Raw genomic sequence first — 15,998 nt, forward strand, 5'->3', positions numbered from 1 at the left:
TAAGAATTAATGTATTTGATTTAATATATTTTTCGCACAGTTCAATATTTTAGAACGTGCAAATAAAATGTTTCTACGTTTTCCGCCTACTTGACGCCATAGCACGGCGCTGCGAATTCCTGCTAACAGCAAGGCTCTGATCTTATGTTGATTGGCCTCCTGTTTTAAAATAGCGGGTTCACCAGCCACTTGAATTCTGGCCCCTAACGGGCTGATTAAATCACTGTAAATACTAGCGAGACTGTTCAACATGGTATCGCTGGTGATGTCGTAGTGATCTTGTTGACGTTTTGCTTGGCTGATTCGCTCACCCAATTGGCTCAATTGCTTTTTGTTCTTGCTTAAGCGTCGTTCTAAATTGAGCAAACTAACAATGTAGCGAGTTAACTCAGGATCTTTTTGCTTGTTTTCGTCACCTAAGTGATTGATTAAAACTTGTAGGCCTTCTTTCACATTTTCGGCATCACTGCCATACACGTCTAGGGTGTTTTTTGGCGATGTCACGGTAATACCATTTAACAAAAGAGCTAAAGCTTCTTCATTGTATTCGCCTGTACGTGAAATTTTTTGTACCGCGCTAGCTATTTGACAAATAGCGGCGAAAGTAACGGTTTGTTCGTTCATCTGCGTTGAAAAATTCATGGGTCGTTTAAGGCTCTCGCTCAATCTATAGGTCGTTGCTTTAAATATCGAATTAACGGATCAGTGTGTCAATTATACCGCCACCAAGGCATACGTCATCTTGGTAAAACACAACAGACTGTCCAGGTGTTACCGAGCTTTGTGGCTCATCAAACATTATTTCAAAAGTTGGATCATCATTTGCGCTATCAATTAGTGGCTTAACCGTACATTCAACATCGTCTTGACGGTAACGAGTTTTCACGGTGCAAGTGAAACTTTCTGTAATTTCGTCTCGCTTCACCCAATGTAATTGATTGGCGATTAAACCTTTAGAAAATAGTCGAGGGTGATTATGTCCTTGCCCTACAATTAATACATTGCGTTTTAAATCTTTTTCAACGACATACCATGGTTCTTCACCCGCAGCAGCTAAACCACCAATGCGAAGTCCTTTACGTTGTCCTAGTGTGTGATACATCAAACCATCGTGCTTGCCTACTTCAACGCCTTCTGCTGATTCAATGATGCCAGGCTGAGCAGGTAGGAATTTTTGTAAAAAATCTTTGAACTTACGTTCGCCAATAAAACAGATGCCCGTGCTATCTTTCTTGTTGTGCGTCACTAAACCTGCTTTCTCGGCAATAGCTCGTACTTCAGGTTTCTCAATATTGCCAACAGGAAATAGCGTTTGGCCAACTTGTTTGTGACTTAAAGTATACAAAAAGTAGCTTTGATCTTTGTTGTTGTCTAAACCGCGGATCATGAGCCATTTATCATCACGGTACTCGCGACGAACGTAATGACCGGTAGCAATATAATCAGCGCCTAAATCTTCACAAGCAAATTCTAAGAAAGCTTTAAATTTAATTTCTTTATTACACATGATGTCAGGATTGGGCGTACGACCCGCTTTATATTCGGCGAGAAAGTATTCAAAAACGTTATCCCAATATTCCGTGGCAAAATTAATGGTGTGTAATTTAATGCCAAGTTTGTCACAAACGGCTTGTGCATCTTTTAAGTCTTCAGCAGCGGCGCAATATTCATCATTGTCATCTTCTTCCCAGTTTTTCATAAACAATCCTTCAACTTGAAACCCTTGTTCAAGTAAAAGATAGGCTGAAACTGATGAATCAACGCCTCCTGACATACCTACGATAACGCGTGTATCTTGTGGTGCTTTGGCATTAGGCCCTAATGTTGATTCAATATTTACTGTTTGATTTGAAGATGTCATGTTTTCTACTATGTCATGTGACAATTTAGATTGTGAGTTAGTTATGTCGCTGAACCAGCAAAACGTTGTAACTCGGCTAAAAAAGGCGCGGAATTATAGCATAGCCCTAAGATGTTTTAATAGGTTATAAATTACTTTTTAGCATAGAAAGTGGCATTTTCTGCCCACTTAAATAATCTTCAATACAATCAAGTACCATAGCGCTTCTTAGTTGGTCATTTTTCTCGATGATTTCATCGTAGCTAAACCAGTGGTTTGCTAGTATTTCATCGTCTTCCGGCGTGCCTGCTTGTTGCTCTTCAAGTTCAAAAACAAAACAAAAACGCAGGAAGTAAAGTGACAAATCAGAGCGGTGAAAATAGTAAACACCCGATAAATAGTCCGGCTCAAGGCGTAAACCGGTTTCTTCTTTTAACTCTCGCTTAATCGCACAAACAAGGCTTTCGTTTGCTTCAATGTGTCCAGCGGGTTGATTAAAGACACGTTTGCCATGTTCAATCTCTTCAACAACAAGAAATTTCCCTTGGCAATGTACTATGGCTGCAACAGTGGTATTGGGCTTAAACTGCTTAGCACCGTGTGCTGATTCCGTTTGTTCTATTTGCATCGTTATACTTCTTTAAAATGGCCAGAGGCTAGATCTGATAAAGTCCAATCACCTATTGCAGCTCTTATTAGTCTCAAGGTTGGAAAGCCTATATGTGCAGTCATGCGCCTTACTTGACGGTTTTTGCCTTCAGTTATAATGATTTCTAACCATGTTGTTGGAATACTGGCTCGTTCGCGAATAGGGGGATTACGTGGCCATACGTTGGGCTCATCCATTCGCTTGATTTTAGCTGGTAATGTCATGCCATCCTTTAGTTCAACGCCTTGTCGAAGCTTTTCTAGCGCTTGTTCCGTTGGTTCACCTTCCACTTGCACCCAATAAGTTTTGGGGGATTTAAATTTTGGACTGGCGATTTTATGTTGTAATTTGCCATCGTTTGTCAGTAACAGCAGTCCTTCGCTATCTTTGTCTAATCGGCCTGCAGCATAAACATCTTTGACGGTGATAAAGTCGGCTAGAGTTTTACGTTGTTGATCATCAGTAAACTGACATAAAACATCAAAAGGCTTATTAAATAACACCACTTTTCTGTTTTGAGGGGTCACTGGAGGTTTTTTATTTTCTGGTCGTACCTTTCGGGCGTTTTTCGAGCCAACCCTAGTGTTTGGTCTGTTTCTGTATGACGTCAAGATAAAATTCCACGTTTTTATTTGATTGGTTTGTATTCAACTATTTTAATGTACTTTGAATTCCAGTAATATGCGCCGGCTAAAATAATTATTTAACAGGCTAAGTGAGCGACATAAATACTCACTTTTTTCTGACCTGAACGCGAAACGAAACTAGGAATTTTAATGAGCAAAGACACTTCTAAAATCATTTATACAATTACAGATGAGGCGCCTGCGCTAGCAACTCATTCGTTATTACCTATTATCAAAGCTTTTACTGCTTCTTCTGGTATCGATGTAGAAACTCGCGATATATCTTTAGCTGGTCGTATTATTGCAAATTTTCCAAAATACCTTACGGAAGAGCAGCGCATGGGCGATGCTTTGGCAGAATTAGGTGAGTTAGCAAAAACGCCTGAAGCTAATATTATTAAACTACCTAACATCAGTGCCTCAATTCCACAGTTACAGGCAACCATTAAAGAATTACAGGCTAAAGGTTATAACTTACCTGATTACCCAGAAGAGCCACAAAGTGAAGCTGAAGAATCAATCAAGTTAACGTACGCTAAGGTACTAGGCTCAGCAGTAAACCCTGTTTTACGTGAAGGTAATTCAGATCGTCGTGCTCCTGGCTCTGTTAAACAATATGCTAAGAATAACCCACACTCTATGGGCGCTTGGTCTTCAACAACTAAATCACATGTTGCACATATGGAATCTGGTGATTTTTACGGCAGTGAAAAGTCAACCACAATTAATGGCGCAACTACAGTCAATATTGAATTTGTTGCTGAAAACGGCGACGTTAAAGTATTAAAAGAAAACCTAACGTTACTTGATCAAGAAGTGATTGATGCCTCTGTGATGAGCAAAGCATCATTAGTTTCTTTCTTTGAAAAAGAAATTGATGATGCTAAAGCACAAGATGTTTTGTTATCACTTCATCTGAAAGCGACCATGATGAAAGTCTCTGATCCAATCATGTTCGGTCACGCGGTTAAAGTATTCTACAAAGACGTTTTTGCAAAACACGCAACGACTTTTGAGCAATTAGGTGTTGATGCAAACAATGGTATTGGCGACGTATATGCAAAAATCTCTCGTTTACCTGCAGACAAAAAAGCTGAAATAGAAGCAGACTTACAAGCGGTATACACAACACGTCCTGACATGGCGATGGTAGACTCTGATAGAGGCATTACTAATTTACATGTACCAAGTGACGTCATCATCGACGCTTCAATGCCAGCAGCGCTGCGTGCTTCTGGTCAAATGTGGGGCCCTGATGGAAAGCAAAAAGACACTAAATTCATGATCCCAGATCGCAACTACGCAGGTGTATTCTCTGCTGTTGTTGATTTTTGTCGTGAAAATGGCGCGTTCAACCCAACTACTATGGGTACAGTACCTAACGTTGGCTTAATGGCACAAAAAGCTGAAGAGTATGGCTCACACGATAAAACATTCACTATGTCTGGTACAGGTAAAGTGCGCGTTGTTAGTCATGGCAATACATTACTTGAGCATGACGTAGCTGAAGGTGATATTTGGAGAATGTGTCAGGCGAAAGATGCTCCAATCCAAGATTGGGTAAAATTAGCGGTCACACGTGCAAAAGCAAGTAATACACCCGCAGTATTTTGGCTAGACGAAAACCGTGGCCATGACGCTGAGATGATTAAAAAGGTCAATACTTACCTTAAAGATCACGACACTTCAGGTTTAGACCTTCGCATTCTAGCGCCTGTTGAAGCTTGTAAGTTCACACTAGCACGTGTTGCTAAAGGTGAAGACACTATTTCTGTTACGGGTAACGTTTTGCGCGATTACTTAACGGATTTATTCCCTATTTTGGAGTTGGGAACAAGTGCTAAAATGCTTTCAATCGTACCATTAATGAATGGTGGTGGCTTATTTGAAACGGGGGCAGGTGGTTCAGCACCTAAGCACGTTCAACAGTTCGAAAAAGAGAATCACTTACGTTGGGATTCTTTAGGTGAATTCTTAGCATTAGCGGCTTCTTTAGAGCATTTATCAACCTTCTCTGGCAATGTTAAAGCACAAACTTTGGCAGATACACTTGATCAAGCAACAGCTAAGTTCTTACAAGAGAACAAGTCGCCGTCACGTCGTGTAAACGAATTAGACAACCGTGGCTCACACTTCTACTTAGGCCTTTACTGGGCACAAGCACTAGCGACACAAACAAGTGATGCTGAGCTTGCTCAGGCATTTGGTCCAGTGGCTCAAGCTTTGACTAAGCAAGAAGAAAAGATTGTTGATGAGTTGAATGCCGCTCAAGGCCCTCAAATGGATATTGGTGGTTACTACTTCCCAAGTGACGAGCTAGCATCTAAAGCAATGCGTCCAAGTGACACATTGAATACTATATTATCGACGCTTTTATAAGCTTAGTGAACTAGCCAAAATGCGCTAACTTCATTGTGATTTAGTAAGAGCCCGAGCATCGCTTGGGCTTTTTTGTCGCTAGAAAGCAATTATGGTTGACTGTATTTTTCATTACTCGCTAATTTCCTATCAATTAATCATATATTTCCTGATGAAGTAGTCACTTTTGTTAGATTTCATAAGATCTTGATATCAATTGTCGAGCTACCTTCACTATAGACTCGAAAGTCGTGGCTAAAGGTCTTGAACAACTGAACTATTAAAATCAAAAGGGGTTATTTAAACTTAAGGTCACTTTATTCACCACTATAAAAAGCCATATGGCTTTATCAAATAAAGTGTTTGAGCGTAGCATAAATTATATATCTTAATTGTGCACTGGCGTTAGAGCACTAGTGCCTTCTGAACTGGTCAATCATTATTGATCTGAGTGCTGCTTTGATCAGGCGATTCTTGAATGCAAAGCAGTTTGTATCTTCAATCGATGATTTAAATGTGCGAAAATCTCGCTTACTGTGTTAAAAAAATAATGTTCGGGTTGAGGTAATCGTGCGGAAATCAGATAAAAAGAAAGATAACGAGATTAGACTGGCATTAACAGATGTTTGTAATAATGCGCTTGAAAATATTTCCGGTTTTCAGTGGTTAACTCATGTAGTCAATTACGATAATTTTCCGAGCAGCCTTAAAGTAATCTGTGTATTTGATAGCCAAGCAAGTCTTGCTCGTTGTATTTCACAAGATAAAACAAACTATATTTGCAACTTAGTGTCTTCGAAGTTGAGTGAGATAGGGATAAATGTAAAACACTTGAACAAGCAGATTACATTTGATAGCGAAGAGCAGTGTCAAAAACAAGACGGTGGCCGTTGGAACCATAGACTTAACTCGCTGCCCAGTTAAGTTATTCAGTTATTTTCGAGTCATTGATTATATTAAGGGAATTATATGTCAGATGTTCAGTTTGCGCTTAGATGGGCTGTCATTGGTTTAGTGTTGGCGCTTAGCGCATTCATTTTCAATTTCACCATGTACCCAGCTTCATTACCGGCCTACGAGTTAATTGCAGGGCCCGCTATGCTCGCCTTAATGCCATTTAGTGAAGAAACACCTTTTTGGCCAAAATTGGCAATATTTTTGATTGGTCAATATCTGTTTTATGTGCTTGTTATTTTCGTTTTCAGAAAACTAGTTAATCTTCTGAAATAGTATTACTTTCTCAATACTTAATTTGATTGTGTTTAAGGACGCGGCTTCAAGGTCGCTAATTTTCTCGTCTGTTGTCGGCCATAAGATACGACTTAGTTTACCTCAAACTACAAGGCTTTCTCTACTATACTAAAAAGTTACTTATAACTATGGAATTTGGCGATTTATCGTCGATAAGTGGTTCATTTTATGCGACGAGTTGTAATGCACTTGTTGAATTGTAAAGCACTGTAAAGTGACTTTTTTTAGACAAAGGGGGGCTATAATATTAACCCTGAAAATTCCTTAAAATTAAATAGAAGTAACTTTGATATGACATTTAGTCACACAAATAAAATGACAAAGACTTACCTAAGTGTTTTGTTATTTAGTGTATTGTCAGGCTGTGCATCAAATTCTGCCATATCAACTCATGTGAAAGCGTTTGAAGCGCCAAAATCATGGGCGGCAGAGAGTGTCTTAATTAACGTTGATAACCAAGTCATGAACGATTGGCTTGGTATTGCAAAAGATAAACATTTACAGCAAGTCATTGACTTGGCTCTGGCTAACAATTTTAACCTAAAAGCGGCAGCCTATGAGGTAGAACTTGCGACTGAGCGCTTAGCCGTTTCTAAATCAACTGATTTTCCAGAGCTTTCTATGGCGTTGACCCAGCAACGATCGAAAACCGTTAATGGAGACAGTGAGAATTATAATAACAATGCCGAGTTATCGCTCAACCTTTCTTATGAGTTGGATCTATGGGGCAAGCTGTCGGATGAGCAGCAGCAGGCTGAATTGTCGTTAGCCGCGGTTAAATCAAGTTATGAAAATCAACGAATAAACTTGATCACTGATGTGGTAAAGGCTTGGTTTAATTTACTCGAGTCAGAAACATTGTTATCGCTCTACCAAGAGCGGGCACAAAACTTAAAAAACAACCTTGAGATCATCAATGGTTCGTATCGCTTAGGGTTAAGCTCGGCACTTGATGTCTATTTGACTCAAAATGAAGTCAACTCTGAGTTGGCGCGTGTTGTCGAACAACAACAACGTGTGGTTGAAAATAAGCGTAGCTTACAAACCATTGTTGGTCGATACCCTTCAGGTAGTGAGCCTAGCCTACAGCATTCAAAAACGTGGCCGACAATAAAAGACGATATGTATGCAAACTTGCCTACGACTTTAATGACTCAACGCGCCGATATAAGGGCGAGTTGGTTTGAATTGATGGCAGCAGATGCAGGACTTGCAGTTGCTCATAAACAACGTTTTCCTCAATTTACGTTGTCGGCATCAACAGGGGATTCATCTGACAAGTTGTCGAATTTGCTTAGTGGCGACGCATTAGCGTGGTCGTTGCTAGCTAATATAACTACGCCACTATTTAATGCCGGTAAATTAAAGTCACTTGAGCAGCAAGCAAGACTGCAGGTAAAGCAGAAAGAACAACGCTATTTAGAGCTTGTTTTTAGTGCGTTTGAAGATGTCGAAAATAAGCTGAGCAATCATAGTTCGTTAAATAAGCGCCTGACGTATTTCAAGCAAGCAGAGAAAAATGCCGTCGCAGCGCAGTCGTTGTCGTTTAATCAATATCAAAAGGGGCTGGTCAGCTATACCACGGTATTAGAGTCTCAGCGTCGAGCATTTGATACGCAGACATCGGTTATTCAATTACAAAATCAAGTGATTCAAAACCGCGTACTGATTTATGCGGCACTTGGTGGTGAAAAGCTAGAACAAACATTGAAAACTCCCCAAGCAAATAGTGGGTTAGCACAAGTCAAAAAATTTCATGACGTGGATTTTGAATAATGATTAAATATAAAAAACTATTACCCATATTCATCCTTGTTGGTTTTTTAACGCTAGCGTATGTCGTTAAAAATAACCCGCCAAGTTCAACAAAGTTTAAACCAAGCTCTGCGCCACAATTGAGTGTCGAAGTGCAAACGTTAAAAAGTCAAAACTTACCTTTGAAAATAGCCAGTTATGGTACGGTAAAGCCAAGAACACAAAGTAATGTATTTCCTCAAGTTTCTGGTCAAATAACTAATATCAGTGTCAACTTTCGAGAGGGTGGATTCTTTGAAAAAGGCGAAGTGTTGATTCAACTGGATGATCGTGATTATCAAGCGGAAATTGAAATAGCCAAAGCAAATTTATTTAATGCTAAACAAGCTTTAAGCGAAGAAGAAGCGAGAGTAGAGCAAGCACAACAGGACTGGATCCGTTTAGGCAATAAAAAAAGTGCGCCTGATTTAGTATTACGAAAACCTCAACTGCTTGCTGCAAAAGCTAATGTCTTCTCCGCAGACGCAGGCTTAGTAAAGGCAAAACTCGCTTTAGAGCGAACCCAAATTATTGCACCTTTTACTGGGCGCATTCTTTCAAAAGAAGTTGATATTGGTCAAGTGGTGTCTTCTGGTACAAAGTTGGCAGAAATATACGCCGTTGACTACGTAGAAATAAGGCTGCCCATTAAAAACAAAGATCTGGCTTTCCTGAATTTGCCAGAAAGTTCTCGCTATAACCAAGCACAAGGCACAGTGTTACCAAAGGTGGCAATTTATTCCGACTTAATTGACCGCCAAACATGGTTAGGAACTATTGTACGTACGGAAGGAGCCTTTGATGCAAACTCTCAACAATTGTTTGTTGTTGCGCAAATAGACGACCCTTATGGTCGAAACAATGTCAATGCCTTACCGATTAAAATAGGCCAATATGTTACCGCTGAAATTACGGGGAAAATTGTCGATGACGCTTTAATAATTCCAAATAAAGCGATTTATCAAGGTAGCTATGTTTACTTAGTAGAGAATGGGCGATTGCTTCGCAAAGACATCGATATTGCATGGCAAAGCGATGAATTTGCCTTGATCAGCAACGGATTGAAAGCTTCGGATAAACTGGTTTTGACCGCGCTAGGTCAAGTGAACTCTGGTACGCCTGTCAGTATTAGTAAGCTAGATGGAGAATTGGTTGTTGTGCAAACGAAAAAGGAAAACGAGCAGCGTCAGAGATCAGGCAGTGATAAAAAGCGTATGTCATCTAGCGCTAATAATAAATCAACGAACGGAGCAGAATAATGATAGCTTGGTTTGCTCGAAATCACGTTGCCGCCAATTTGTTGATGATCACCATTTTACTTATTGGCCTAATGTCACTCAATACACGTATTCCGTTAGAAGTATTTCCTTCATTTGAGTCAGATGTCATCAATGTTGCAATTTCGATGCGTGGCGGGACGCCAGAAGACGTTGAACAAGGTGTCACGATAAAAGTAGAAGAAGCGGTACAAGATCTTGAAGGCGTTAAAAAGATCACCAGTACATCGGTTGAAGGGACATCAGTTGTCTCGATAGAAGCGGATTCCGGTTTCGATGCTCGAGATTTATTGGCGGACATTAAGTCGAGAGTAGATGCGATAAATACCTTGCCGACTGATGCGGAGAAACCGAACATTGCAATCGCCGAACGAAAACGCGATGTCATAACCGTGTCTATTGCTTCTATTTATTCTGAAAAAGAAATCCGAGAATTTGCCGAGCAAGTGCGCGATGATTTGCTCAAGTTACCGCAAGTAACGCAATTGGAACTGGACGCGGTGAGAAATTATGAAATTGGTATTCATATCTCGCAAGACAAACTTCGTGAATACAATTTAACCCTTGCTGATATCAGCAGTGCTGTAGGTAATAGCTCTTTGGATATGTCTGCAGGTAATGTTCGCACAGAAGGCGGTGATGTGTTAGTGCGCAGTAAAGGGCAAGCTTATCGAAAGGATGAATTTGAAAAAATCGTTATCAAAACCTATCCAGATGGCACAATAGTGCAGGTCAAAGACATCGCCGAGGTAAATGATGGCTTTGAAGAGACACCGTTAAGGGCAAGGTTCAATGGCCAACAAGGGGCTATGATAGAAATTTACCGTATTGGCCAACAAAATGCGATAGAAGTGGCTGATGCAGTAAAAGCTTATATCCAAGAAAGGCAAAATGATTTACCTGAAGGCTTTGAATTAAGTTATTGGGATGATGACTCTGAAATAGTTAAAAGCCGTTTGGAAACCTTGATTTCAAACGCAATGCAAGGTGGTTTTTTGGTCTTATTGTTATTGACGTTATTTTTAAGACCTAGCATTGCATTTTGGGTGTTTATTGGTATTCCTATTAGCTTTATGGGCGCTTTTGTTGTTATGCCGTTTTTTGATATTTCGCTTAATATCATGAGTTTATTTGGTTTTATATTGGTGTTGGGGATCGTTGTTGATGACGCCATTGTCACAGGTGAGAACATATATCGGCACACGCAATTTGCCAATTCTGGCCTAGAAGCCGCAGTAAAAGGGACACAAGAAGTCGCAACACCAGTAACATTTGGTATCTTAACCACTATTGCAGCTTTTTTACCTTTGGCGTTCATTGAAGGTATGCGAGGGGCCTTGTTTGCTCAAATCCCAGTCGTTGTTATACCAGTCTTATTGTTCTCGTTAATTGAATCAAAATTTGTGCTGCCTTCGCATTTAAAGCGTCTTAAGTTACGCCATGAGAAGACACAATCGTCAAAATTGTCGCAGTGGCAAGAACGCTTTGCTGATGGTTTTGAAAATTCAATCATCAAATATTACCGTCCATTGCTGGAAAGGGCAGTCAACAATCGCTTGTCAACATTAACTCTCTTCATAGGTACCTTTGTTTTAATTTTAGCTTTCATAACCAGTGGTTGGACAAAATTTACCTTCTTTCCTCGTATTCCTAGCGAAACGGCTAGAGCGACATTAACTATGCCGGTAGGTACTAGTTTCGATGTAATTGACGGTTACGTTGAGAAAATGTCTAATGCTGCAGCGTTGCTTAAAGAAAAGTACACGAACGAAGCTGGCGATAGTGTCATTGTCAATATTCTTGCAATTACTGGTGGTGGTCGATCAGATAACGAAGGTCGTGTCAGGTTTGAAATCATTCCTGCCGATAAAAATGACACAGGAATCACCATCAGGCAATTAGTGAACGAATGGCGAGAGCTTATTGGTCCGTTACCAGGCGCCGAGGGTTTAACCTTTAGGGCAGAAATTGGACGCGGCGGTGACCCTATTGATGTGCAACTGGCTGCAAATGATTTGACCTTGCTTAAAACCGCAGCAGAAGAAGTTAAAACTTATATTGCGCAATACCCTACAGTATTTGAAATTGCTGACAGTTTATCTAATGGTAAGGAAGAGCTACAAATTGAGCTTAATGAACAAGGGCATGCGATGGGGATGTCAAGCTCTTCCATCACAAGGCAGGTTCGAAATGCTTTTTTTGGCGCCGAAATCCAGCGTATTCAGCGCGGTCGAGACGATGTCAGGGTGATGCTACGATTTCCACTCAGTGAGCGAGTCTCTGTGTCGCATTTATCAGACATGCTGATCATTACCCCAACAGGTGGCCAAGTGCCTTTATCACATGTGGCGACATTAAAACCGGGTAAAAGCCCATCTACTATTAAGCGTATCGATCGCTATCGTACGGTGAATATTACCGCAGATGTTGATAAAGAAAGCACCAACATGACTGTGCTGACGGCTGATTTGAAACCATTTATGGATGATCTTGTGTTGAAATACCCAAGTATCAGCTACACGCTAGAAGGGGAAGCGAAAGAGCAAGCTGAATCGTTTGGCAGTTTATATTGGGGCTTAATCTTTGTCTTCTTCATTATTTATTGCTTGTTAGCGATCCCATTTGGCTCATACCTGCAGCCGCTCATCGTTATGTCAGTGATACCTTTTGGTGCTATTGGTGCGGTAGTTGGGCACTGGATCATGGGCATGGATTTAACGATCATGAGTATGCTTGGTTTGATGGCATTAATAGGGGTAGTGGTAAACGACAGCTTAGTACTCGTAGATTTTATCAACAAACAACGCGCTAAAGGTGTTGAGTTGATGCAAGCCGTGGTCACTGCTGGTCAAGCTCGATTTAGACCGGTCATGTTGACTTCGATGACCACCTTTATCGGCTTGATGCCACTACTGTTTGAAAAGGCAACACAGGCCCAGTTTTTGATTCCTATGGCGGTATCTTTAAGTTTTGGTATTGTTTTTGCCACACTCATTACACTAGTACTAGTACCGGTAAACTACTTATTGGTGGAAGACGTAAAAAGTGTGTTCAAACAGCAGCCGACAGAACCACAAGCGGCTTAGTCCAGCGAGATTCTTGCATGAGTGTTCAAAAACACTTTGTTCCTTGTGTAAGAATCGCTAAACTCTCAGGTAGTGATATTATTATTTATCCTTTACAACAAGGAGTTACCCAATGCCTGAAGAAACTATTTTTTCAAAGATTATTCGCCAAGAAATTGATACACCATTGCTTTATCAAGACGATTTAGTCACTGCTTTTCGTGATATCGCGCCGCGTGTTGATACTCACATATTAATCATCCCAAATACGCTTATCCCTACGATTAATGAGGTGACAGAAGAAGATGAGCTTGCGCTAGGACGGATGATTACCGTCGCTAAAAAGTTAGCAGAGCAAGAGGGGATTGATGAAGACGGTTATCGGTTGATCATTAATTGTAATAAACATGGGGGGCAAGAAGTCTATCATATTCATATGCACCTCTTAGGTGGTCAACCGTTAGGCCCTATGCTTTCGATCTAATTTCCTTTGTATTTTTAACGACTTTGCTGGTATTATGCTGCCGCGAACCAAGGGGTGCTGAATTGTTTGACCAATGATTTAGCTGAGATGCAACGCAAACCCTTAGAACCTGATCCAGATTGTACTGGCGTAGGAATGGTTTAGCGATTGTTTGGTTTAAATTTACATCGCCCCCCTACGCTAGCTTTATAAGAGAACATAATGAAACTAGCAAAGTCGACCATAGCGTTAGCGATTAGCGCAACCATTTTACCATCTTCACTTTTAGCCGCCTCATTGGCACCGGCTGACTCAGAAAAGAACGCGATTGAAAGCATCACTGTTGTTGGTGATTTTAATCAAACAAATTTGCAAAAAACACCTGCTTCTATCTCGATTATTTCAGATCAAGACGCTGAGTTACGCAATGCACAGCATCTTGAAGAAGTAATTGCTTTAGCGCCAAACGTCAATTTCGCCAGTGGCTCTCAACGGGCACGTTATTACCAAATTCGCGGCATTGGCGAGCGTAGTCAATTTAATGAGCCAATTAACCCATCTGTTGGCGTGATGATTGATGGCATAGACTTTACTGGTATTGGCAGCGTTTCTTCAATGTTTGATGTCAGCCAAGCCGAAGTATTTCGAGGCCCTCAAGGTACACGTTTTGGCGCTAATGCGTTGGCTGGATTAATCAATATCACAACAAATGCACCGACCGATGAATTTGAAGGAAAGGTTAAGCTGACTGCCGGCAACTACGATAGCTATGGCGCTGGCCTTGCTTTATCAGGTCCTGCAACTGAAGCGGTTAATTATCGTTTTGCCGTTGAGCAATATAAAAGTGATGGTTTCATTGAAAATACGTATCTGGACGTGGAAGACACCAATAACCGTGATGAATTAACCGCACGGTTAAAGTTTGCAGTTGAAATTAATCCACTGTGGAAGTTGGACATTTCAACTTTTTACTTTGATTTTGATAACGGTTATGACGCATTTTCACTGGACAATACCCGAGAAACGTTATCAGACCAACCCGGCTTTGACACGCAAGACACAAAGGCGATTGCGCTAAAATCACATTATATCGGCGTACCACATTTCGATCTTACCACGATAGTAACGTTCGCTGACAGTGAACTAGGCTATGGTTATGACGAGGACTGGAGTTATGTAGGCCTTCACCCGTGGGAATATTCATCAACCGATCATTACTTTAGAGATAAAACTACCTCGACGGCAGAGTTCCGCTTTAACTCAAAAACGACGCTAGCATACGGCAGTGACGTTCAATGGACTGCTGGTCTATATTTTAAAAGTGATGATGAAGATTTAACTAGGCAATACACCTATTTAGACAGTGACTTTTCATCAACATTCGAAACTGAAACAATGGCAGCATATGCACAAGTTGATAAGCGGTTGTCAGAGCGAGTTGTGTTAACCGCAGGTTTGCGCGTTGAAGACCGAAGTGCTGATTATAAAAACTCTGAACAATTAACTTTTGACCCGACTGACACCATGGTTGGGGGAAAAGCGGTTTTGTCATTCCAGCAAAACCAAGACACCTTTTGGTATGGCTCAATTAATCGCGGTTATAAAGCTGGTGGTGTGAACACCGATGGTACATTACCAACTGAACTTCGTGAGTTTGAGCCGGAGTACTTATGGAATTACGAAATAGGTTATAAGGTTAATTTACTCGACAATAAGGCATACCTTAGAGCCGCTGCGTTCTATATGGACAGAAAAGACGTTCAGGTTAAAAGCGCTAAGGACATCTTACGCCCAGACGGTAGTTCAGAATTTATTATCTACTTGGGCAATGCGGCCGAAGGTGAAAACTACGGGCTAGAGCTCGACGGTGCTTGGCAAATTAATGAGAACTTTGAGTTGTATGGCGCGCTTGGATTGTTAGAAACTGAATTGACTGACTATGTGAATGCTAATGGTGAAGACTTCTCTGGCCGTGAACAAGCACATGCGCCGCAGTATACCTATAATGTTGGCGTGAATTATTATATAACATCAGCGTGGTTTTTTAATCTTTCAATCGACGGCAAAGACGAGTTTTATTTCTCAGACAGTCATGAACAGCAGTCTGATTCAGTGAACTTAGTGAATGCGTCCTTAACCTATAGCGCTAATGATTGGCAAGTTAAAGCGTGGGCAAGAAACTTAACAGATGAAAACTACAAGACTCGTGGCTTCTACTTTGGTAACGATCCTCGAGATGGTTACACAGCGAAGTCATATCATCAATATGGTGAGCCAGCAGTGTTTGGTGTTTCATTAGATTACCAGTTTTAACATTCGATGAAGTGCAATAGTTCAAAGACAAAGGCTTAGTTGTTTCTGTCTAAGCCTTAATCTAAGCACAAAATATTTTAAAACGAATAAATGGGGCCACAATGCAAGTATCGATTGATTTAAGCTTATATCCACTAGCTAAAACAGAATACAAAGATGAAATTTGGCAATTTATAGAACGCCTAAAAAAGATCAAAGAGATAAAAGTGGTGTCTAATGGAATGAGTACCCAAGTGTTTGGTGAATACGATTATGCCGTCACCAATGTGATGGCAGAAATTAAGCGTGTTCATCAAGCCGTGGGCAGCGCCGTATTTATAATTAAATTGATTGCCGCCGATCGTGACCGGGTGTATGAATAA

General features: G+C 40.7%; 13 protein-coding genes and 1 riboswitch. Of the genes, 9 read left to right on the top strand and 4 right to left on the bottom strand.

From position 1 onward, the window contains the following. Positions 1 to 6: 6 nt before the first annotated feature. The 4 genes from hflD to QUE03_RS08940 all read right to left on the bottom strand — a co-directional run bounded on the left by hflD (position 7) and on the right by QUE03_RS08940 (position 3,136). Complete coding sequence (gene hflD, locus QUE03_RS08925) at positions 7 to 642, bottom strand: high frequency lysogenization protein HflD (protein ID WP_286267234.1); 636 nt, start codon at positions 640 to 642, stop codon at positions 7 to 9. Positions 643 to 694: 52 nt separating this feature from the next. After that, entirely contained in the window at positions 695 to 1,861 is a 1,167-nt protein-coding gene (gene mnmA / locus QUE03_RS08930) for a tRNA 2-thiouridine(34) synthase MnmA (protein WP_286267236.1), read from the bottom strand. A gap of 124 nt (positions 1,862 to 1,985) precedes the next feature. Next, complete coding sequence (locus tag QUE03_RS08935; RefSeq protein WP_286267238.1) at positions 1,986 to 2,468, bottom strand: NUDIX hydrolase; 483 nt, start codon at positions 2,466 to 2,468, stop codon at positions 1,986 to 1,988. Positions 2,469 to 2,470: 2 nt separating this feature from the next. Further along, positions 2,471 to 3,136, bottom strand: a complete 666-nt coding sequence (locus tag QUE03_RS08940; RefSeq protein WP_434020166.1) for an rRNA large subunit pseudouridine synthase E — start codon at positions 3,134 to 3,136, stop codon at positions 2,471 to 2,473. Positions 3,137 to 3,265: 129 nt separating this feature from the next. Here QUE03_RS08940 and QUE03_RS08945 point away from each other — a divergent pair, with 129 nt between their 5' ends. The 9 genes from QUE03_RS08945 to QUE03_RS08985 all read left to right on the top strand — a co-directional run bounded on the left by QUE03_RS08945 (position 3,266) and on the right by QUE03_RS08985 (position 15,998). Continuing rightward, positions 3,266 to 5,494 carry an NADP-dependent isocitrate dehydrogenase gene (locus tag QUE03_RS08945; RefSeq protein ID WP_286267240.1) on the top strand — a complete coding sequence of 743 codons (2,229 nt, stop codon included), beginning with the start codon at positions 3,266 to 3,268 and terminating at the stop codon, positions 5,492 to 5,494. 549 nt (positions 5,495 to 6,043) lie between these two features. Further along, complete coding sequence (locus QUE03_RS08950; protein WP_286267242.1) at positions 6,044 to 6,397, top strand: Fis family transcriptional regulator; 354 nt, start codon at positions 6,044 to 6,046, stop codon at positions 6,395 to 6,397. A gap of 45 nt (positions 6,398 to 6,442) precedes the next feature. Then, positions 6,443 to 6,703, top strand: coding sequence for a hypothetical protein (locus tag QUE03_RS08955; RefSeq protein WP_286267245.1), 261 nt, complete (start codon positions 6,443 to 6,445; stop codon positions 6,701 to 6,703). A 312-nt stretch (positions 6,704 to 7,015) separates the two neighbouring features. Next, positions 7,016 to 8,500 carry an efflux transporter outer membrane subunit gene (locus tag QUE03_RS08960; protein ID WP_286267247.1) on the top strand — a complete coding sequence of 495 codons (1,485 nt, stop codon included), beginning with the start codon at positions 7,016 to 7,018 and terminating at the stop codon, positions 8,498 to 8,500. After that, the gene (locus tag QUE03_RS08965) at positions 8,500 to 9,777 is read left to right on the top strand and encodes an efflux RND transporter periplasmic adaptor subunit (protein ID WP_286267249.1); all 1,278 of its coding nucleotides are present in this window, start codon (positions 8,500 to 8,502) and stop codon (positions 9,775 to 9,777) included. Before QUE03_RS08960 ends, QUE03_RS08965 begins: the two co-directional genes overlap by 1 nt. Beyond that, positions 9,777 to 12,881 carry an efflux RND transporter permease subunit gene (locus tag QUE03_RS08970; protein ID WP_286267251.1) on the top strand — a complete coding sequence of 1,035 codons (3,105 nt, stop codon included), beginning with the start codon at positions 9,777 to 9,779 and terminating at the stop codon, positions 12,879 to 12,881. Before QUE03_RS08965 ends, QUE03_RS08970 begins: the two co-directional genes overlap by 1 nt. Positions 12,882 to 12,993: 112 nt before the next feature. Continuing rightward, positions 12,994 to 13,344: a purine nucleoside phosphoramidase gene (hinT, locus tag QUE03_RS08975; RefSeq protein ID WP_286267252.1), complete on the top strand. Its 351-nt coding sequence runs from the start codon at positions 12,994 to 12,996 to the stop codon at positions 13,342 to 13,344. A 40-nt stretch (positions 13,345 to 13,384) separates the two neighbouring features. Then, positions 13,385 to 13,497: riboswitch (TPP riboswitch) on the top strand. A 48-nt stretch (positions 13,498 to 13,545) separates the two neighbouring features. Next, positions 13,546 to 15,636, top strand: a complete 2,091-nt coding sequence (locus tag QUE03_RS08980) for a TonB-dependent receptor (RefSeq protein ID WP_286267254.1) — start codon at positions 13,546 to 13,548, stop codon at positions 15,634 to 15,636. Positions 15,637 to 15,737: 101 nt separating this feature from the next. After that, positions 15,738 to 15,998, top strand: coding sequence for a hypothetical protein (locus QUE03_RS08985; protein ID WP_286267257.1), 261 nt, complete (start codon positions 15,738 to 15,740; stop codon positions 15,996 to 15,998).

This window comes from Thalassotalea atypica, assembly GCF_030295975.1.
Lineage (GTDB): Bacteria > Pseudomonadota > Gammaproteobacteria > Enterobacterales > Alteromonadaceae > Thalassotalea_F > Thalassotalea_F atypica.